This window comes from Jutongia hominis, from assembly GCF_014384965.1.
In the GTDB taxonomy this organism is placed as follows: Bacteria; Bacillota; Clostridia; order Lachnospirales; family Lachnospiraceae; genus Butyribacter; species Butyribacter hominis.
Window position 1 is genome coordinate 1 of sequence record NZ_JACRSW010000010.1, and the last position, 17,997, is coordinate 17,997.

Below are 17,997 nucleotides of genomic sequence, written 5' to 3' on the forward strand. Positions count from 1 at the left end.
GTAAACGGACGTTTCCAACACTTTGCTTCTGATTACGGATTTGCAGTAAAACCCTGTATTGCCGGGCGTCCACAAACAAAAGCGAAAGTAGAAGCTCCGATGAAGCTTTTAGATGAAATGTAAAAATGAGCTGTTACATAAAGCAATTGAGGATTCCATTCAAAAGGCACAGGTACTTACAACAGCAGCGAATGTGAAACTGGGTGAAATACAGGCGATTGATTATTCCTGGGGAGAGATAGATTTTGTAACAAAGCCAATGAATGAAATGAGATTAATGGAGTGTACGGAATGTGAAATGAGTGCACCGGCAGCATATGACATAGATATTGAAGCAGACGATATAGATGTTACTGATACAGTAACTGTAGTCTGGGAAATATTTTAGGTCTGAGAAAATCTATGGCATTGTGTTTGTTGAAGAGGGGTAAATGGTGGTATAATTCTATTGTTGATAGATAGCAATAACAGGTGATTTTTTGAAACAACGGAGGCGATTAAGATGAAGTTTGGAATGAGAACACCGGGTATAAAGAAATCAATAAAGGCAAGAACAACAGGAAAAGCCAAGCGAGCTGTTAAGAAAGTTTTAATTCCAGGGTACGGAAAAAAAGGTGCAGGATGGATTAAGAATCCAAAGAAAGCAGCTTACAATAAGGTTTATAAGAAGACAAAAATCCATAAAAAGATAGATGGACAGCTTTTACAGATGAACAAGAAGTTTAGTGATCTCAAGATGAAACAGAAGGATAAGATTACAGGCTGGGTGTATGAAGAATACAAAAAATATGTAACAGAACATGAAAAAGCACCTGATTCATTAGCTGATGAACAGATTGTTGAAGCTGTACTTGATAAGATAAATGAGGCACAAATCTGGATACCAGATGGAGAGATATACGATTATTATCGGAGAAAGAAACCACAACTTCAGAAGAGGCTTGATAATGAAAAGTTGATTGAGTTTAAATCATATGTCAGTTTTTATAAGAGCATTGTTGATCAGGACAGGGCATCCGTTGTTATATGCAATCTCAAACATGAGATTATCTACATGAATCCGGCAGCTGTTACCAGCTATGCGAAGCGAGGCGGCGACAAACTTATCGGAAGAAGCCTGTTAGACTGCCATAATCCGGAATCAAGAGATAGAATACAGCAGGTAGTGGACTGGTTTGCAGCAGATGAAAGCCATAATATCGTTTATACTTTTCATAATGAGAAACAGAATAAAGATGTTTACATGGTGGCACTCAGAGATGAGGGTAAGCTGATAGGATATTATGAGAAACATGAATATCGAAATTCAGAAACCATGAAACCATACGATTTGTGGTGATGATATGACGAAGGATGAATGGTACAGGCAGTTATTTGAGCGGCTGGATAATTCCAAGTTCCGAAGCAGTTTTCACTTGAAACAGAAAGATATTGATTACATAAATGAGAAGGGACTTGATACCATCAGACAACACGCTATGGACTTTATTGCAAAGAGGGAAGCTCCGGCATATATAGCGAATGATGGCAAGCAGACACCAATGCGTGGTCATCCGGTATTTATTGCCCAGCACGCAACGGCAACATGCTGCAGAGAGTGCATCCGGAAGTGGCATAAAATGCAGCCAGGCAAGGAATTGAGTCAGGTACAGCAGGATTACCTTGTAGATGTAATTATGACATGGATTCAATGAGAAATGGAGAGGCAGGAGCATATAATATGAGTTTGAAAAATGTATTGATTATTGTTGATAACATTGACGAATCAATTGATTTTTATGAAGAATTGTTTGGATTGCGTGTGATTACAAGGATGGAAGGCAATGTGATAATGTCAGAGGGGCTTGTATTACAGGATGTAGATGTATGGTATGACAGTACAAAAATACCTACAACTCCACATAACAATATGACAGAACTATATTTTGAAGATAATGATATAGAAGGTATTATTGAAAAACTGGAGTCCGGCAAGTATGTTGTAAGTTATGTTACGGATTTAATGGAACTTGAAGGTGGACAGAAGCTTGTAAGATTTTATGATCCATCAGGAAATCTTATAGAAGCACGAACACCAATTAACTATAACTGATATGAAATGGATTTAAGGAGAAAATGCAGATATTTGTAGATGCAGATGCGTGTCCGGCAGTGGGCATTGTAGAAGAAATAGCAGAGAAATATAACATTTCAGCCACCTTGTTATGTGATACGAATCATATTTTGTATTCTGATTACAGCGAGGTGATTGTGGTAGGTGCAGGAGCAGATGCAGTAGATTATAAACTGATCAGCATTTGTCATAAAGGGGATGTAGTAGTATCTCAGGATTATGGCGTCGCTGCTATGGCACTTGGGAAGGGTGCATATGCTATTCACCAATCCGGCAAGTGGTACACGAATGAGAACATAGATCAGATGCTTATGGAGCGGCATCTTAACAAGAAGGCAAGACGCAGCTCTCATAAAAATCACATAAAGGGACCAAGGAAGCGTACAGAAGATGATGATGTACGCTTCGCACAGTCCTTTGAAAAACTAATACTGATGGCAAAGTCAAAAGAAGGTGCTCAGAGTGGGACTATTTAAGAAAAAGAAAGTTACAAAGACATATGATAAAGAAAATAAGAAACCGGTAATCAAAGCGAGCATATGTAATGGTGAACAGGTTGCAGGCTTTAAGGACATTCATACAGGTAAAATAGAAGAGGTTATGCTGATTAAGAACCAGGCAGACCTTGATGCATTCAAGAAAATGTATGGAATAGACGGAGAGATAGAGAAGGAATATTGATATGAACATACAGATATTTGGAACAAAGAAATGCAATGATACTAAGAAGGCGGAGCGTTTTTTCAAGGAGCGGGGCATAAAGTATCAGTTCATTGATATGAAAGAAAAAGGTATGAGCAAAGGAGAATTTAATTCGGTAGCTCAGGCAAATGGTGGATTAGAAAATATGGTTAACTGGGATGGCAAGGACAAGGATTTACTTGCTCTTATTAAGTATATCGCAGATGAAGATAAGCTTGAAAAGGTGCTTGAGAATCCACAAGTAATTAAAACACCAGTAGTAAGAAACGGAAAGCAATCAACACTTGGTTATCAGCCGGATATCTGGAAAGGATGGAACTAAATGTACTTAATTAAGACTTTAATGGGAGATATAACAAAAGTAACAGATGTGCAGGCAATTGTGAATGCAGCAAACAACTCTCTTCTTGGCGGAGGCGGTGTAGATGGTGCAATTCATAAAGCAGCAGGATCGGAGCTCCTGGCGGAGTGCAGGACACTTCATGGATGTGAGACTGGAGGAGCAAAGATAACAAAAGCCTATAATCTGCCATGTGATTATGTGATACATACTGTAGGACCGATATGGAATGGTGGAAGGAATAGAGAAGAGGAACTTCTTGCTAACTGCTATTTTAATTCCATGAAGCTGGCAATGGATAATGGAATCAGGTCTATTGCATTTCCTTCTATATCAACGGGAGTATATAGTTTTCCGGTTGAGTTGGCGGCAAAGATTGCGGTACATACAGTAAACAGATTCTTGCAGGATAATCTGGACAGCTTTGATCTGGTGGAGTGGGTGCTATTTGATACTCATACTGAATCAGTGTATGAAGCTGAGGTTGATAAGATGTATGAGAGATAGAAAATATGGAAAGTTCCAATGATGCGTAAATAAAGAATTATCTTGGTATAGTTGGAGGCAAGAATGAATCTGATTGAAGAATTAAAAAGTTATTGTGATATAAATAATCCTGTTGGGGCTTTGATGTTATCAGGAGAGTGGGGATGTGGTAAAACATATTTTATAAAAAAATTCATAAAATCAGTGAAAGATAAATATGTTTTTGTGTGCATTAGTTTATTTGGTATAGACTCTTTGGATAAACTAAGAGTTGAGGTGAAGAAAAAATGGTTAGAGAAAGCAAGTGAATTGGACAAACTGAATGGAACTAAGGTCTCAAAGATTGCAGATTTATATAAAAAAGTATTTGGTACGATTAAGGAGGTTTTGCCTGAAAATTGGCAAAAAAAAGGAGAAGTAGTTTCATCTATTATGGATTTAGTTAATTTTGTGCCTATAAGTAACAGAATGTCTGATAAGAAAGTTATACTTGTTTTTGATGATTTAGAGAGGTCAAACATTTCTTGTACAGATCTTCTGGGATGTATTAATGATTACTGTGAAAATCAGGACTTTAATACTATTATTATTGCAAATGAAGGAAAAATAAAAGATAGTTCAAAAAATGAATTATCATATCATGAAATAAAAGAAAAAATTGTGCAAAGAGTTATTCACTTTGTCCCTGATTATGAAGAGATTGTCTCTGATACTATAGAATTAATGCCTTTGGGGATAGAATATAAGGGGATTCTCAGAAAAAACAAGCAATCATTGGTTAAAATTTTATCAGGCGATTTTAATGATAATGCAATCATTGAACAGTATAGGACTGAAAATTACAAGTTTGATGGTAATAAGAAAAGAGAAGAATATCAAAAGGAAGAGGAAAAACTTCGAGAATTGTTAGCACAAAGACCACATAATGTACGAAGTTTTAAATGTGCTATTCAAGACTTTGAACGTGTATATAATAAACTGGTTAACGCTGGTATTCAAGATTGTAGTAATTGGCTTCTTTCTTTTACATGCTTTATGATGGCAAATAAGGCAGGATTGATTTGGAAAAATTCTAAATACGGAAATTTGTTTTTATACATTGATGTAGAAAAGCTTTATCCGGATGTATTTAACAGTAATTTTATTGTTAATGGATTTTCTGAGTGGATTATTCACGGTGAATGGAATGATGAAGTTATCACGAAAGAAATACAGTTGTTTTTGAAAAAAAAGAATGCAGCTACTCCGCTTGAAATTCTTAAAACGCATAATCTACCTGAAGTTAATGAAGAAGTAATTGATGAAGGATTTAAGGATTTATTAGTAGAAGCATATGAAGGAAAAATGTCGTTAGATGAGTATATTCTGTTCCTTAATAATTGTTGTTATTCTAGAAGATATGACATTGATTTACCTGCAATTGATTGGGAAAATGTGCGAGAAGGTATTAACAAGCAAATAAAATATTTAATTAATTCTGAGGTAAAAGATAGTCATTCTCACATGATGATTGGGGATGACAGTAAGGAATATTTTACAGAAGATGAATGGTCAGCATATCAGATTATAAAAGAGTTTAGAGATAATGATGTGTGGATTTATGAAAAGAATAAAAGGCTCTATATTGATTTGATTAGTTCAGACTTAAATGAGGCTTTCAGAAATTTGAGTAATAAGAGATACAATGCGTTTTCTGTTGAGATGGAGTCCGCAACTATTAATGCATTTAAGAATGCTGATAATATGGATAAAAATCATTTTTCTGGGTGGTTTGTTGGAATTTGGGGACATTATAGTGATATAGAAGAGATTGATGGACAAATCACAACAATGGCACTTAAAAAGTTAAGAGAAGATTTGAATTCTGTAATGCAGGATTATAAAGAAAAAAATAAGAATATAGCTGCGAAACATACTCAAAAATTCATTAAAAAACTTGATGATATTATAACACCAGAAAGTAAAGATGTACCCATAGAGCAGTAACGGTCTCTCTGTGACAAATATGAGAGTAAGCCTGTAAGGAATCCTGAGAGGGAAAAGCCTAAGTGGGAGGATACTATCACAAACCGAATGTTGCATTGGTCATATACGCTGGAGCAGAAAGAGGAAGTGAAGAAAGCTCTTGCTGCAGGCGTTCCCAAAGCAACGATTCTTACTTACTTCTATCCAGAGGTAACTGTGGAGAAGATGAGTTCATATCGGAAGAAGCAGTAAATGTTATCGCATAGGCATGTTTACTATGGTATAATGTGCCTATGTGAGAAAAATTATTATTTAGAACTTATTTGCTTATATGATAAGCAGAATGGAGGCTTTGCGAGATGAAAGTAATCATTATAAATGGAAGTGCAAGAAAAGGAAACACTCTTACAGCGATTGAGGCTTTTGTAAAAGGAGCATCTGAAAAAAACGAAATTGAAATCATTGAACCTGACAAACTTAATATTGCACCATGCAAGGGCTGTGGTGCCTGTCAATGTTTTAAGGGATGTGTAGATAAGGATGATACAAATCCTACAATTGATAAAATTGCTGCCGCAGATATGATCCTTTTTGCAACACCGGTTTATTGGTGGGGAATGTCAGCACAATTGAAACTTATCATTGATAAGTGTTATTGTCGGGGAATGCAGTTAAAAAATAAAAAAGTTGGCACGATTGTTGTAGGCGGTTCTCCAGTTGACAGTATCCAGTATGAGTTGATTGATAAGCAGTTTGACTGTATGGCAAAATATCTTTCATGGGATTTGCTTTTCCAGAAGTCATATTATGCAACAGCAAAGGATGAGCTTTCTAAAAATCAGGATGCTATGAAAGAGCTTGAGAATATTGGAAAAGATTTATAAAGCTTGTGATGAAAATCAGGAATTGAAGGAGAATTATTTTTTGAAAATTAATAAAAATGTATTAAAAAAAGATCTCAAAGAGATTAATGCAATCGAAAAATTATTCCAGTATTTTATATCAGAACAAGTTGAAGTCGAAAATGGAAAAAGTGCAAAGATATTATATGAAGAATTAGGGTGGAACCATAATGTAAGTTATGATGTAATTAATTCATTTTGGATAACTTTTTCAAATGTAATGAGATTAAAATATCCGGGCAAATATCGTATAGCAAAAGCAGGGAATGTAAAAATTTATAAACATCATAATACTGATTGGGGATATGATTCGTTTCCAGAAAAATACTTCAAAGAAAACTCAGAGGAAAGAGGTCAAGTAAATGATTTATGTAAAGAATATCCAGATATTTTAAAATTGGCAGATATGTGTCATACTGTAGCGAATTTTATGCCTTGTCCAGAAAGGTTTAATTCTGTAAAAGGACTATTAGGTGATGTAAGAGATTACTTACCGTTGATGATTGATAAGATACAACTATGTGTTGATGCTGGAAAAGACCTAGAGTATTATCACTTAGGTAGTTTACAAAAAGTAGACAATAAAATCGTTAAAGATTGGCATAGCTTTTTTATTAAAAACCAAGAAAAATATTGTTTGAGTATGTATTACCAAGTCAAAAAAAACAGAATTAGTGGAATTACGTTTTTTAAAGGTCAATCTTTATCTTATCCATGTCCACTAGAAAAAGAAGAGGTAGAAGAATGCTTGAAAACCATGTTGGACAAAATAAACAAAAGAGCAGATCTAATACTTAAGAGATATAATGAAGAACATAAATCAAATAGTTAAATTTCTGTTTGTCTGACTCACAACAATTTAATATCAAACTAATACAAGCACTTTAGTTTAAGACAAATGATGAGTGATGGACTGGCATATCGCCACGATTACCATGAGCAGCCACCGAGAGTTGAATACGGATTAACGGAACTCGGAACAAAAATGCTTCCAATTGTTAATTCACTTGCTGACTTTGGTAACTACTATAAATCACTTATTGAACAGAATTAAGTACGTTAGTATTTGAAAAGCTCGAACAATCGGGATTTTAAGAATTGTCTAGGAGATATGATTTATGAAAAAAACACATTTAATAATTGTAAATATAATTCTTTTAATGTGGTATTTTCTTTCAATGATAGGATTGAAGATTGGAGACAAATACTTGATAACAGGTGCATTTGAGGAAGAATGGCTATTTATGCTTATTCCGACAATTACATTCGTTTTAATGTTAGTTACAAAAAATGTTGGAAGGAATATACATTTGATATGGTTGGCAGGGTGGTTTGTCACTCAGTTCTTAAGCCATGAATGGTATACTTTATTTGGAAGAGGATTTATGGGAGAAATGGACAAGAAGATTGCCTATTTTTCAGAATGCATTCAATTAATAAATGTGGATGGAAGATATGTTCCTGATGTATATCATATTGTATTACATATTTTGATAATTATTGCATTTGTTGTGACCTTGCTTTATAGAGAAGAAAAAACATTAGTTGACGAAGTGTGAAAATTCCAGTTTACAGAACTGAATCAAAAGAGCTCGAAGGAGCTCTTTTTCCTTTTTTATAATAGTATCATTATGGTATAATAGAGACATTAAAATCGAAGTTTGTAAGGAACAGAAACTTTGAATTTGTAGAGCTTGTAAGTTTTTATTTACTTAACGTAGGAGGACGGCTGAATATGGCTGATTTAGAATTTATTAGATGTTCTGGCATAAATGAAGACTTTATTATGAACTGTCAGCTATTAGATATGGATTTAGATAGGCGTGTAGGAAGAGTGATTAGGAGAGACAAATACAAACAGTACAATCAGCTCGATGAAATTAAAGAGGCTATAGTTGTATATGTTGATGGCAGAGCCGCTGGTGCAGGAGCAATTAGAGAATATCAGTATGATGATATTGATGATGCAACCGAACTGAAAAGAGTATTTGTCAGAGATGAATTTCAGGGAAAAGGAATAGGAACCAAGCTGGTTCTTGAATTAATTGAGTGGGCAAAAGAGCTGGGTTACAAGAGGTTGATTCTTGAAACTGGAGAACTGCTACAAGAATCATGTCATGTATATCGAAAAGTAGGATTTGAAAAAATGGATAATTATGGTCCCTACATTTCGATGCCAGAATCATTGTGTATGATGAAAGAATTGTAGTTGATAACTTCCAGTTTGCCTGGGAGTTGTTGTAAGTAGATATAAGAGAGCTAACAATGTTTATAAAGATTTATGATGAGATATCACAGGAAGCGAAGGCGATACGGAAATCAGTATTCATGAAAGAGCAGGGATTTAAGTATGAATTTGATGAGACAGATCATCTGGCGAAACATATGCTGCTTTTCGAGGACGATATTCCAGTAGCTACTTGCAGATTCTTTTTCTCTGTTGAAAGAGATTGCTATGTGATTGGCAGGATTGCGGTTAGTAAAGAATTTCGAGGGAAGCAATATGGTGAAAAGATGTTGCAGGGTGCGGAAAAACAGTTAGTGATCTCGGGGGTAAAAGAATAGAATTGTTTGCACAGTGTCGTGTGGCAGAGTTTTACAAGAAACAAGGATATATGGAGCTGAATGATATTCAGGTGGACGAAGATTGTCCACATACTTGGATGCGGAAGGAGGTGTAATTATTGTCAGAGACGGCAAATAGTAATAATGAGAATTATTACTATTTTTATTGACAACAGGATGATAGTGGTATATAATCCTTATTAAGAACTAATCCTAATAAGGAGGACTGATGACAAGTAGGAGAAATACCATTCAAAAAGATCTTGTAAGAAATACCGTATACGAAATGAGAAGACACGTTACGGCAAATGAAGTGTATGAATTTATAAAAGAAGCATATCCAACAATTGGAAAAGGAACTGTATATAGAAATCTTGATATATTGGTAGAGGAAGGTGCATTAAGAAAGGTTGAAGTTCCGGATGGACCGAACCGATTTGATTTTACATTGAAAAATCACTACCATGTAAGATGTATAAAGTGCGGTGAAATTTTTGATGTGGATATGGATCCAATACCGGATTTGCTGGAAAGAATTCATAACACTCATGGAATTGAATTTGTGGATTATGATATTTCATTTAAAGGCATTTGCCCAAAATGCAGGGAGAAGGTAAAGGAGGAACAGCATGGATAGGAAAGCAATGTATAAGTTGAGTTATGGACTGAGGAAGAGATACCAATAAGTTTGAAGCACCATGAGGAAAGATATCGCGCACTTCTTAAGAATATTGAAACTGCACAGGTATTTGAAAAGAGCGAAGTTAAGGTATGGGAATGCCGTAACTGTGGACATATTGTGGTAGGAACAAAAGCCCCTGAGGTATGTCCGGTATGTAATCATCCACAGAGTTATTTTGAAGTACATGAAGAGAATTATTAAGGAGATGAGATTATTACGAAGAAGAAAGTGATTAATTCAAAAAAAGCAGTAATGATAGGCTGTGGCTTTGTTGGTTCTGCATCGGTATTTGCTCTGATGCAGAGTGGCTTGTTTACAGAGATTGTCCTTATCGATGCAGATAAGAACAAGGCAGAAGGAGAAGCGATGGATATCAGTCATGGTATTCCATTTGCAAGTCCGATGAAAATATATGCCGGAGATTATGATGATGTGGCTGATGCTGCAATTGTTGTCATATCTGCCGGAGCGGGACAGAAACCGGGAGAGACAAGGCTTGATCTCGTAAATAAAAATGTAGCAATATTTAAGTCAATCATTCCTGAAATAGCAAAGAGAAATTTTGCAGGTATCATGCTTGTAGTTGCGAATCCGGTAGATATCCTTACTCAGGTGGCCATAAAGTTATCAGGACTTCCAGAAAACAGGGTTATTGGATCGGGTACTGTGTTAGATAGTGCCAGATTAAGATATAAGCTTGGTGAGCATTTATCTGTAGACAGCAGGAGTGTTCATGCATTTATAGTAGGTGAGCATGGAGACAGCGAAGTTGTAGCATGGTCATCAGCCAATGTATCTGGTGTTCCATTAAGTGAAATGTGTGAAATGCGTGGACATTACAAGCACAAGGAAAACACGGCAGAAATAGCTACAGCAGTCAAGAACAGTGCTTATGAGATTATAAACAAAAAGCACGCTACATATTATGGAATTGCAATGTCTGTAAAAAGAATCTGCGAAGTGATTATGAGAGATGAAAAATCAATACTTCCTGTATCACACATGATTCATGGAGTATATGATATTGACGGAGTATCGTTAAGTATGCCAGCTATTGTAGGTGCAGATGGTATTGAGTCTGATATACCTATTAATTTAAGTGGCGAGGAAGCGTTAAAGCTTAAGGAATCTACAGATTCATTGAAAAAGATTATGGAGACAATTGAATTATAAATTTTACACATGGAAGGAGAAAAAGACATGGAAGTAAAGTATTATATTTGTAAGCATTGTGGAAACATTGTTGAAAAGGTAAAGGATAAGGGTGTACCTGTAATTTGTTGCGGAGAACCTATGCAGGAATTAAAAGCTGGAGTGACAGATGCTGCTGTCGAGAAGCATGTACCTGTATATACGATAGAAGGCAGTCATGTTCATGTCGTGGTCGGAGAGACAAAACATCCAATGCTTGAAGAGCATTTCATTGAGTGGATTACATTAAATACAAACCAGGGAATATACAGAAAACAGTTAAATCCAGGGCAGGAGCCGGTAGCAGATTTTTGTCTTTGCGATGGCGAACAGGTAGAAGAAGTATATGCATATTGTAACCTGCATGGATTATGGAAATGCTAAAAGCATTTATACATATTAAGGTTACAGAACAACACAAATATAACAGTAATATAGGCTGTGTATTAATATATTTACAAGGAGGAACAACGAATGAAATACGTATGTGATGTTTGTGGATGGGAATACGATGAGGAGAAGGGCTATCCAGAAGGTGGTATTGCACCTGGTACAAAGTGGGAGGATATTCCAGAAGATTTTGAATGTCCGTTATGCTCTGTAGGAAAAGACCAGTTCTCAGAAGCATAAATGTATTAGGATAGGATTATACCAATGAAAGAAGAATTAAGTATAGATATCATCGGACTTGCAGGAGCCTGTTCTTATGCTTTGGACTGTATAGAAGCAGAGTTGGTAAATATCAAAAACAAACATGGAAAAAGAGTGGCTTATATAAGTATACGTATGGCTGAATATTGGAAAATTCAAGGTGATGAATTACAAGATTTAGCCATGTGTGCTTTACTGCATGATAATGCTTTGACACAATATATTTCGGAAGAACTGAAAAAGGATTCCGTCATTAATTGTAAAAAAGATTTATCCGAGAAAAAAACAAATCTTCATTGTATTTATGGTGAAAAAAATATTACTAAAATTCCATTTAAAACAGATGTGTCAAATGTGATTTTGTATCATCATGAACATGCCGATGGAACTGGTCCTTTTCAAAAAAAGTGGAATGAAATTCCATTGTTTGCAAGGATTATTCATCTTGCAGATACCATTGATATTATAGGAAATAACACGGGATCTGGAAATAACAGTTGGAATTTTATATGTCAGTACCTTTTAAAAAATAGGGATGGATTATTCGATTCAGAATGTGTGAATGCCTTTTTTCATGCATTCACACATTCTGAATCTTTTATATGTTTAAGTGATAATTCTTTTGAAATGAAGCTATGGGAGATTATCCCAAGACAAAAACAGGTTTTTGATTGGAAAACGTGTAAAAATGTCGCAGATTTTTTTGCAAAGATTGTAGATTATAAATCTTCTTTTACAAGCAGACATTCTATAGGAGTGGCTGAAAAAGCAGCTTTTTTTGCTCAATATATCGGATATGATTCTATTAATGTGCAAAAAATTTATCTGGCTGGTGCACTGCATGATATTGGGAAGATGGCAGTAGGCAATGAAATTTTGGAAAAACCGGATAAGCTTACGGATGATGAATTTTCAAAAATGAAGAATCATGCTGGCTATACATACCTTATATTATCAGAGGTTAATGATTTTGAAGAAATACGAGACTGGGCAGCTTTCCATCATGAAAAATTAAATGGAAAAGGGTATCCTTTTGGAAAAACCGCAGCTGAATTAAATGAGCCGGAACGTATTATGGCATGTATTGATATTTATCAGGCATTAACCGAGGACAGACCATATAAGAAAGGTTTATCGCACGAAAAAACGTGTGAGATGCTCGATGACATGGCGCAGAAAGGTTTTGTTGATTCTGATATTTCCAAGAAAATTAGGGAATGTTTTGGTGGGATCTAACATTAAAAACGAGAAAATATAGGAAATTCATGAGAAATGCATTTGCCTATTATGAATAGTATTGAACAGGTTCATAAAACAAATAAACTGAAAGTGGGATTAATTTATGTATGAAATGAAACCAGAATATTATATCGGTATAGATATGATAGACGAAGAACACAAGCAGTTATTTAAATATGCAGATGAGGCATATAAACTGCTTCATGATGAGTTTACACCGGATAAATATGATAGGATTGATATAATATTAGAAAATCTCCAAAATTATACAGTAAAACACTTTAGTGATGAAGAGCAGTATATGGAATCTATTAATTATAAGAAGATATTTACACAGAAAGTTCAACATCAGGAATTTATACATAAACTCGATGAATTTATGGAACATCACAATGATGAGGTAGAAGATCAAGATGAACAGATTATGGGAATTTTAAAATATCTCACAGAGTGGTTAATTAATCACATTCTGTATGTCGATGGTCAAATTCCAAAAGGCTGATATAGTAAGAAAGGCTGTTATTTTTTAGAGAGTAGCAGCCTTTTTATTTTGAATATAAAATATGACACATACACTTGACAATATGCATACGTAGAGGAAACGCATCAAGTGCTTGCTAAGCGAAACTTTGTGCTGGCAGTAAGAGGAGGTATCTTTGGTGATAAACCAACTTCTTACTATGTTCTAAAGCTCACATTAAATGATGGAACTGACCAGAAACGCACGATTTTAAGCTGTATTCATGAGTACTATGAGCCGGAACAGCTCGTTGGAAAGACATGTGTAGCAATCACAAATCTTCCTACAAGAATGATGATGGGAATCCCATCAGAAGGAATGTTGATTTCAGCAGTGTACGAGTATGACGGACACGAAGGACTGAATCTGCTTATGTTAGATGACGCAATTCCTGCTGGAGCTAAGCTGTATTAAGAGAATAAAATTAAAGATTGTATTACTTAGAGGACATTTTCTAAAAAAATTTAGAAGATGTCCTTTTTGGTGCAATTTAATCACAATACAGAACGTTAATTCGATGCGCAAGAGATGATTATTGGACAGTATAAAGTGTTATAAATAAAGCAGAAAGAAGCTAAAATGAAAAATGAGTTAACAATGAACTTTTACGGAGGTGGCTATTATGCATATACTAGCGTTTATTTTAATATTTGTTGTCGGTTCAATTATTGCTGCTTGTGATGGGGATTATTCAGGAATAGCTGCAATCGGTAAATTTGTAGGATTTTTTGTATTGCTATTCGCAGTATTATGGTTATTTACCCAGCCTGTTTTATTGATAATTGCTATTGTTGTACTGGTTTTAATTGTGATATGTTGTTCTTCAAAGTAGAGGTGGTTTTTATGATTATGTATGCACAATTGATAGGACATAGTCCAAAAGAACGTATGGTATTATCCTACGATGTTGAGAAAGATGTGGCAAATAGCGGAATGTCATTTGATGAATACATTAAAAAAGTATTGGCTATGAATCCTGAATTTGAAAGAGTATATTGCAGATAAAAGTAATAGTGTACCAATAGTTGGACTTGCGGACATGATAGGAACTTCTCTTATATGATTATTTATGGTCTCATATAAGAGAAGTTTTTAGTTTTATCGGGGAGTTAGGAGGTGCGATATGTCTAAATCATCAAATCAGAAATTGAAACTGATATATCTTATGAAAATTCTTCTGGAGTGGACGGATGAAACGCACAGTATTACCATGCCGGAGAGTATTGAAGCACTCGCAGCATATGATATAAGTGCGGAATGCAAAAGTTTGTATAATGATAATGAAAATTTAAGGGTGTATGGTCTGGATGTTATAGGAACGCAGGAAGACAGGACATATTCCTATCATATAGGGAACAGACAGTTTGAACTTGCAAAATTAAAATTATTGGTTGATTCTGTGCAGTCGGCAAAATTTATCACAGCTAAGAAGTCAAATGAACTTATAAAAAAGATAGAAGGACTTGCCAGTAAGTACGAAGCATCACAGCTACATAGGCAGGCATTTAAATCATTTGATATGGTTGCATACGCCAGAAAAATGTTTGGCATGTATGGAGGTAAAGAAGAGTGGGTGTGCATTGAGTGCGACAATTCTTTTGCTGGTGTAATGATAGACCGCTTTGGAAAAGATGTGTCAATGATCAGATTGGATGATAAACGCTTTGTAGTCAATGTTGAGGTTGCAGTCAGCAGGCAGTTTTTAGCGTGGATCATAGGTCTTGGTGAGGGAGTAACGCTTGCTGGACCGGATAGTGTTGTTGAAATGATGAATGCTGAAATTGACAGATTGATAAAACAATATAAATAATAAGAACGTAAATTCGATATGCAAGGTGTGTTTATGGGACACCTTAGTTTTTATAATAAGAATCAGATAAGAGATAAACTCTTACTGGTTCTTATTTTTTTGGGGAGCAGGTGAGGTGGCAGAGTGGCAAGGTTATGGTATTGAATTAGAAAAACAGTATTACATGCTAAGGAATGTAGAGGATGCTGCATTATGTGTGAATATTATGAAGTATGCAGAAATGATGGAACATTAGAATAGGAGGTGCCTATGGGAACGGATTCTTTATATTACATAATGGATTATAGTGGTAACTATTATAGGACTAATAAAGCAGATCAGTTGGTAGCTGTGGCAGGAGAACAGGACGCAACAGTATTTACATTTGCACAGGCGAACAGCCGTATATGTGTAGGAAAGAAAGCATCATTTTATTGTATGGTTCCGGTTGAAGAGACAGGGGAAGATATGAGTGGGGCAGTATCCGGAAGGGATGAAATAGACGACAATTCCGGTGCATTGCCTGTAGAAGAACGGGAAGAAAATGATGATGAATATATTTCACCGATAAAAGAATTAACATATGATGAGGTAACAGAACCGATTGAGAAAAGTGTTGCATCGTATGACCTGTCGGAAATGGACTGGGCAGAATATCTTACTCATTTTACATATCTTGTGGAAGGACTGAAAGATTATAAGGATGAGCTCTCAAAAAAGCATTCGGATATAGACCAGAAGATATGTGATATTCTTCACTATATTGAATTATGTGAGACTGATGAGAATGAAGCTGCTGATCTGGTTGAACTACTGAGGGTGTGCAGGGAAAACAGAAGAGATATCAAGGATGAATTGCAGAGAATCGAGTATTTTCAAACCGGCTTTGGAACGAATGCCAATGTCACTAGGGCGAAGCAGGCATTAAAAAGTATCAAAGGATTGGAAACAAGAAAGTATAAACCTAGAAAATACGAAGAGCTGTTTGAAAATTGCGTGCTTAAAGACAGGCGGTTGCAAAGAGAGGACATACATAGAAAAGCTGATATTAGTTTAGATGCAAAGCAAAGACACAGTGTTGAACCGACATTTAATGAAAAGGATGGTGAAGAAACAATGGCAGAAGAAAGAAGTTACACCCCATTTGATGGAAAAGAGAATGACTGGGTTTCATTTGCAAGGCAGCAGGCGGAGTTCTATAGAAATGCCGGGCAGTATCTAACAAATCTGCAGATAGATATCAAAGAGCTGGATGCTGAGATTGAAAAAATTCTTTTGGAAACAGAAGATGCTAATTGCAATGTGGCTCAGGGATATAAGGTATTTAAGAGACTTAAAGAACTGAGAATTGAGAAGAAAGCAAAATTGAAAGAACTTAATTGTCTATATGTATTAACAGATTATATTGATTGTGAATCCCTGGCTGATACCTGTGAAGATAATCTGGCAGAAATTGAAGATATAATGGAAGTCCCTGAACATAGTGAATTGACAAAAATGCAGTCTGTAGATAACGGACAGGAAGAGAATATGCATATAGTAGAAGATATGGTTGGTTGAAAATAAGGAGGATAATTACCATGACAAATAAGACAATATTAAGAGAAATTCATAGAGAAAATAAATCTATAAATAGAAATTTACAGAGACTGGCAAATATAGGATTGATAGGTCTGCTTGGAAAAAGCGCTGAGGTGGCAAAGAAAACAGATGATTCTGTTGGAAAGACACTGGCAAAGACTGGGTTAATACTAGTGGTAGTGTCAGAGATAGTACTTATGATAGCGGATATTATTGATTACAGAGAAGAGAAAATAGAACAGCAACTTGAAGAAGATGATGAATAAGCAGGCAAGCGGAAGCTGTTATTGTTATCTGCATAAACCATATACGGGAAGTAGTACATCCCATAGCAGTTCATCATATAGCAATAAATCGTCGAGTAGTACTTCTGAGAGTAGTACAAGTAGCTCTGGCTCAAGCAGTGGTTACAATAGTAAATCAAATTCTACAAACAAGCCATCATATAGCAGTGGCACAAAGAAAAGCACAACGGCAAAGAAGAGTACATATGACTCTTATGATGATGGCTATGATGATATCTATATGGATGGCGATTATGACTATGATAGATATGACAGAGACAGCGATTATGCGGATGGTGTAGATGATGCAATGGATGAGTACGGAGAAGACTGGTAAAGCTGATAAAGTTTTGCGGAAAGGAGACTATTATGGAAGAACTTTATTTTACAATAGCAGGTTGCAGCCATTATTTTGGCAGTGATTTTATGGAAAAAGGAATGAAAGTAAAACTTGAAAAAGAGCCGGATAATGAGTACGACAAGGAAGCAATACAGGTAAAGATAAAAGGACTTGGAAAGATAGGATATGTGGCTAACAGCCCTTTTACTGTTAAAGGTGAGTCTATGAGTGCTGGCAGGCTGTATGACAAGATTGGAGATAAGGCGAAAGGAAAGGTTGTGTTTGTAGTTGATGGTGGGGTTGTGTGTATGATTGTCGATACAGGAGTAGATAAAAATTTGAATACCGAATATTATTGATAGTGAGTTACAATAAATTGATGCGGATAGGACAAATATTTGTGTTCTATCCGCATTTTAGCATCAAAAAGAATTGGATAGACTATAGGGGTAGATTGTACAGCGTTAAGTTAAAAAAATAAATGCGAGAAATCGAATTACAAATGTGAGAATTGAGAAAAAATGCAAGAAAATTTTGTTTGACTTTTTCAAAAAAGAAAAATATAATACTTTTAAACGAGTAGCAGACTAGCGTAAATCCAGTCTTGCTACCCTTTTTTGTGTGCACCTGCTGTCACACATTATGAA

At 35.4% G+C, this 17,997-nt stretch carries 27 protein-coding genes and 4 pseudogenes; all 31 read left to right on the forward strand.

Features of this window, described 5'->3' with window-relative positions; translation table 11 throughout:
• The first annotated feature begins 112 nt into the window (after positions 1–112).
• The 31 genes and pseudogenes from H8700_RS02980 (at position 113) to H8700_RS03130 (ending at position 17,709) form a co-directional block, all read left to right on the forward strand.
• Entirely contained in the window at positions 113–388 is a 276-nt protein-coding gene (locus H8700_RS02980) for an SIMPL domain-containing protein (RefSeq protein ID WP_249302999.1), read from the forward strand.
• A 114-nt stretch (positions 389–502) separates the two neighbouring features.
• Complete coding sequence (locus tag H8700_RS02985; RefSeq protein WP_330606276.1) at positions 503–1,339, forward strand: PAS domain-containing protein; 837 nt, start codon at positions 503–505, stop codon at positions 1,337–1,339.
• A 4-nt stretch (positions 1,340–1,343) separates the two neighbouring features.
• Positions 1,344–1,694: a DUF4186 domain-containing protein gene (locus tag H8700_RS02990; RefSeq protein ID WP_249303001.1), complete on the forward strand. Its 351-nt coding sequence runs from the start codon at positions 1,344–1,346 to the stop codon at positions 1,692–1,694.
• Positions 1,695–1,720: 26 nt separating this feature from the next.
• Entirely contained in the window at positions 1,721–2,092 is a 372-nt protein-coding gene (locus tag H8700_RS02995) for a VOC family protein (RefSeq protein WP_249303003.1), read from the forward strand.
• Positions 2,093–2,115: 23 nt separating this feature from the next.
• Positions 2,116–2,589 (forward strand): YaiI/YqxD family protein, encoded by a 474-nt coding sequence (locus tag H8700_RS03000; protein WP_249303005.1) that lies wholly within the window; start codon positions 2,116–2,118, stop codon positions 2,587–2,589.
• Entirely contained in the window at positions 2,576–2,794 is a 219-nt protein-coding gene (locus H8700_RS03005; protein WP_249303009.1) for an aspartate dehydrogenase, read from the forward strand. Before H8700_RS03000 ends, H8700_RS03005 begins: the two co-directional genes overlap by 14 nt.
• 1 nt (position 2,795) lies before the next feature.
• Positions 2,796–3,137 (forward strand): arsenate reductase family protein, encoded by a 342-nt coding sequence (locus tag H8700_RS03010; RefSeq protein ID WP_015521632.1) that lies wholly within the window; start codon positions 2,796–2,798, stop codon positions 3,135–3,137.
• Positions 3,138–3,662, forward strand: a complete 525-nt coding sequence (locus H8700_RS03015; RefSeq protein WP_249303010.1) for an O-acetyl-ADP-ribose deacetylase — start codon at positions 3,138–3,140, stop codon at positions 3,660–3,662. It begins immediately after the preceding gene.
• Between the two features lie 63 nt (positions 3,663–3,725).
• Positions 3,726–5,627, forward strand: coding sequence for a P-loop NTPase fold protein (locus tag H8700_RS03020; protein WP_249303012.1), 1,902 nt, complete (start codon positions 3,726–3,728; stop codon positions 5,625–5,627).
• A gap of 27 nt (positions 5,628–5,654) precedes the next feature.
• Positions 5,655–5,858 (forward strand): annotated as a pseudogene (locus tag H8700_RS12385) (hypothetical protein); the annotation flags it as partial.
• Between the two features lie 107 nt (positions 5,859–5,965).
• Positions 5,966–6,490 (forward strand): flavodoxin family protein, encoded by a 525-nt coding sequence (locus H8700_RS03030; RefSeq protein WP_249303014.1) that lies wholly within the window; start codon positions 5,966–5,968, stop codon positions 6,488–6,490.
• 40 nt (positions 6,491–6,530) lie between these two features.
• Positions 6,531–7,340 carry a hypothetical protein gene (locus tag H8700_RS03035; protein WP_249303016.1) on the forward strand — a complete coding sequence of 270 codons (810 nt, stop codon included), beginning with the start codon at positions 6,531–6,533 and terminating at the stop codon, positions 7,338–7,340.
• A 54-nt stretch (positions 7,341–7,394) separates the two neighbouring features.
• Positions 7,395–7,562, forward strand: a pseudogene (locus tag H8700_RS03040) (winged helix-turn-helix transcriptional regulator); the annotation flags it as partial.
• 64 nt (positions 7,563–7,626) lie between these two features.
• Positions 7,627–8,067 (forward strand): hypothetical protein, encoded by a 441-nt coding sequence (locus H8700_RS03045; protein ID WP_249303018.1) that lies wholly within the window; start codon positions 7,627–7,629, stop codon positions 8,065–8,067.
• A gap of 176 nt (positions 8,068–8,243) precedes the next feature.
• Positions 8,244–8,717, forward strand: coding sequence for a GNAT family N-acetyltransferase (locus H8700_RS03050; protein WP_249303020.1), 474 nt, complete (start codon positions 8,244–8,246; stop codon positions 8,715–8,717).
• 56 nt (positions 8,718–8,773) lie between these two features.
• The gene (locus tag H8700_RS03055; RefSeq protein WP_249303026.1) at positions 8,774–9,073 is read left to right on the forward strand and encodes a GNAT family N-acetyltransferase; all 300 of its coding nucleotides are present in this window, start codon (positions 8,774–8,776) and stop codon (positions 9,071–9,073) included.
• 229 nt (positions 9,074–9,302) lie between these two features.
• Positions 9,303–9,710: a Fur family transcriptional regulator gene (locus H8700_RS03060; protein ID WP_249303028.1), complete on the forward strand. Its 408-nt coding sequence runs from the start codon at positions 9,303–9,305 to the stop codon at positions 9,708–9,710.
• A 54-nt stretch (positions 9,711–9,764) separates the two neighbouring features.
• Positions 9,765–9,956 (forward strand): annotated as a pseudogene (locus tag H8700_RS03065) (rubrerythrin family protein); the annotation flags it as partial.
• A 27-nt stretch (positions 9,957–9,983) separates the two neighbouring features.
• Positions 9,984–10,928 carry an L-lactate dehydrogenase gene (locus tag H8700_RS03070; RefSeq protein ID WP_330606279.1) on the forward strand — a complete coding sequence of 315 codons (945 nt, stop codon included), beginning with the start codon at positions 9,984–9,986 and terminating at the stop codon, positions 10,926–10,928.
• 27 nt (positions 10,929–10,955) lie between these two features.
• Complete coding sequence (locus tag H8700_RS03075) at positions 10,956–11,330, forward strand: desulfoferrodoxin family protein (RefSeq protein WP_022216261.1); 375 nt, start codon at positions 10,956–10,958, stop codon at positions 11,328–11,330.
• Positions 11,331–11,420: 90 nt separating this feature from the next.
• Positions 11,421–11,576, forward strand: coding sequence for a rubredoxin (locus H8700_RS03080; protein WP_012740305.1), 156 nt, complete (start codon positions 11,421–11,423; stop codon positions 11,574–11,576).
• A gap of 24 nt (positions 11,577–11,600) precedes the next feature.
• Positions 11,601–12,833 carry an HD-GYP domain-containing protein gene (locus H8700_RS03085; protein ID WP_249303030.1) on the forward strand — a complete coding sequence of 411 codons (1,233 nt, stop codon included), beginning with the start codon at positions 11,601–11,603 and terminating at the stop codon, positions 12,831–12,833.
• A 106-nt stretch (positions 12,834–12,939) separates the two neighbouring features.
• Positions 12,940–13,338: a bacteriohemerythrin gene (locus H8700_RS03090; protein WP_249303032.1), complete on the forward strand. Its 399-nt coding sequence runs from the start codon at positions 12,940–12,942 to the stop codon at positions 13,336–13,338.
• A gap of 165 nt (positions 13,339–13,503) precedes the next feature.
• Positions 13,504–13,770: pseudogene (locus tag H8700_RS03095) on the forward strand (lysine--tRNA ligase); the annotation flags it as partial.
• A gap of 208 nt (positions 13,771–13,978) precedes the next feature.
• Positions 13,979–14,188, forward strand: coding sequence for a hypothetical protein (locus tag H8700_RS03100; protein ID WP_249303034.1), 210 nt, complete (start codon positions 13,979–13,981; stop codon positions 14,186–14,188).
• Between the two features lie 11 nt (positions 14,189–14,199).
• Complete coding sequence (locus H8700_RS03105) at positions 14,200–14,361, forward strand: hypothetical protein (protein ID WP_249303036.1); 162 nt, start codon at positions 14,200–14,202, stop codon at positions 14,359–14,361.
• Positions 14,362–14,479: 118 nt separating this feature from the next.
• On the forward strand, positions 14,480–15,166 hold the full coding sequence (locus H8700_RS03110; protein WP_249303038.1) for a helix-turn-helix transcriptional regulator: 687 nt from the start codon (positions 14,480–14,482) through the stop codon (positions 15,164–15,166).
• Positions 15,167–15,415: 249 nt separating this feature from the next.
• Positions 15,416–16,705: a hypothetical protein gene (locus H8700_RS03115; protein WP_249303040.1), complete on the forward strand. Its 1,290-nt coding sequence runs from the start codon at positions 15,416–15,418 to the stop codon at positions 16,703–16,705.
• 20 nt (positions 16,706–16,725) lie between these two features.
• On the forward strand, positions 16,726–16,992 hold the full coding sequence (locus H8700_RS03120) for a hypothetical protein (protein WP_249303042.1): 267 nt from the start codon (positions 16,726–16,728) through the stop codon (positions 16,990–16,992).
• Positions 16,982–17,347: a hypothetical protein gene (locus H8700_RS03125; protein ID WP_249303044.1), complete on the forward strand. Its 366-nt coding sequence runs from the start codon at positions 16,982–16,984 to the stop codon at positions 17,345–17,347. Before H8700_RS03120 ends, H8700_RS03125 begins: the two co-directional genes overlap by 11 nt.
• A 32-nt stretch (positions 17,348–17,379) precedes the next feature.
• Complete coding sequence (locus H8700_RS03130) at positions 17,380–17,709, forward strand: HIRAN domain-containing protein (RefSeq protein WP_249303046.1); 330 nt, start codon at positions 17,380–17,382, stop codon at positions 17,707–17,709.
• Positions 17,710–17,997 lie beyond the last annotated feature (288 nt).

What these genes read in the sequence shown, in the direction of transcription:
- H8700_RS03090 (WP_249303032.1), top strand. Translation starts at nt 12,940, where the DNA reads ATGTATGAAATGAAACCAGAATATTATATCGGTATAGATATGATAGAC.
- H8700_RS03075 (WP_022216261.1), top strand. Translation starts at nt 10,956, where the DNA reads ATGGAAGTAAAGTATTATATTTGTAAGCATTGTGGAAACATTGTTGAA.
- H8700_RS02995 (WP_249303003.1), top strand. Translation starts at nt 1,721, where the DNA reads ATGAGTTTGAAAAATGTATTGATTATTGTTGATAACATTGACGAATCA.
- H8700_RS03115 (WP_249303040.1), top strand. Translation starts at nt 15,416, where the DNA reads ATGGGAACGGATTCTTTATATTACATAATGGATTATAGTGGTAACTAT.
- H8700_RS02980 (WP_249302999.1), top strand. Translation starts at nt 113, where the DNA reads ATGAAATGTAAAAATGAGCTGTTACATAAAGCAATTGAGGATTCCATT.
- H8700_RS03000 (WP_249303005.1), top strand. Translation starts at nt 2,116, where the DNA reads ATGCAGATATTTGTAGATGCAGATGCGTGTCCGGCAGTGGGCATTGTA.
- H8700_RS02990 (WP_249303001.1), top strand. Translation starts at nt 1,344, where the DNA reads ATGACGAAGGATGAATGGTACAGGCAGTTATTTGAGCGGCTGGATAAT.
- H8700_RS03050 (WP_249303020.1), top strand. Translation starts at nt 8,244, where the DNA reads ATGGCTGATTTAGAATTTATTAGATGTTCTGGCATAAATGAAGACTTT.
- H8700_RS02985 (WP_330606276.1), top strand. Translation starts at nt 503, where the DNA reads ATGAAGTTTGGAATGAGAACACCGGGTATAAAGAAATCAATAAAGGCA.
- H8700_RS03085 (WP_249303030.1), top strand. Translation starts at nt 11,601, where the DNA reads ATGAAAGAAGAATTAAGTATAGATATCATCGGACTTGCAGGAGCCTGT.
- H8700_RS03120 (WP_249303042.1), top strand. Translation starts at nt 16,726, where the DNA reads ATGACAAATAAGACAATATTAAGAGAAATTCATAGAGAAAATAAATCT.
- H8700_RS03055 (WP_249303026.1), top strand. Translation starts at nt 8,774, where the DNA reads ATGTTTATAAAGATTTATGATGAGATATCACAGGAAGCGAAGGCGATA.
- H8700_RS03060 (WP_249303028.1), top strand. Translation starts at nt 9,303, where the DNA reads ATGACAAGTAGGAGAAATACCATTCAAAAAGATCTTGTAAGAAATACC.
- H8700_RS03125 (WP_249303044.1), top strand. Translation starts at nt 16,982, where the DNA reads ATGATGAATAAGCAGGCAAGCGGAAGCTGTTATTGTTATCTGCATAAA.
- H8700_RS03015 (WP_249303010.1), top strand. Translation starts at nt 3,138, where the DNA reads ATGTACTTAATTAAGACTTTAATGGGAGATATAACAAAAGTAACAGAT.
- H8700_RS03105 (WP_249303036.1), top strand. Translation starts at nt 14,200, where the DNA reads ATGATTATGTATGCACAATTGATAGGACATAGTCCAAAAGAACGTATG.
- H8700_RS03010 (WP_015521632.1), top strand. Translation starts at nt 2,796, where the DNA reads ATGAACATACAGATATTTGGAACAAAGAAATGCAATGATACTAAGAAG.
- H8700_RS03020 (WP_249303012.1), top strand. Translation starts at nt 3,726, where the DNA reads ATGAATCTGATTGAAGAATTAAAAAGTTATTGTGATATAAATAATCCT.
- H8700_RS03080 (WP_012740305.1), top strand. Translation starts at nt 11,421, where the DNA reads ATGAAATACGTATGTGATGTTTGTGGATGGGAATACGATGAGGAGAAG.
- H8700_RS03130 (WP_249303046.1), top strand. Translation starts at nt 17,380, where the DNA reads ATGGAAGAACTTTATTTTACAATAGCAGGTTGCAGCCATTATTTTGGC.
- H8700_RS03045 (WP_249303018.1), top strand. Translation starts at nt 7,627, where the DNA reads ATGAAAAAAACACATTTAATAATTGTAAATATAATTCTTTTAATGTGG.
- H8700_RS03100 (WP_249303034.1), top strand. Translation starts at nt 13,979, where the DNA reads ATGCATATACTAGCGTTTATTTTAATATTTGTTGTCGGTTCAATTATT.
- H8700_RS03110 (WP_249303038.1), top strand. Translation starts at nt 14,480, where the DNA reads ATGTCTAAATCATCAAATCAGAAATTGAAACTGATATATCTTATGAAA.
- H8700_RS03030 (WP_249303014.1), top strand. Translation starts at nt 5,966, where the DNA reads ATGAAAGTAATCATTATAAATGGAAGTGCAAGAAAAGGAAACACTCTT.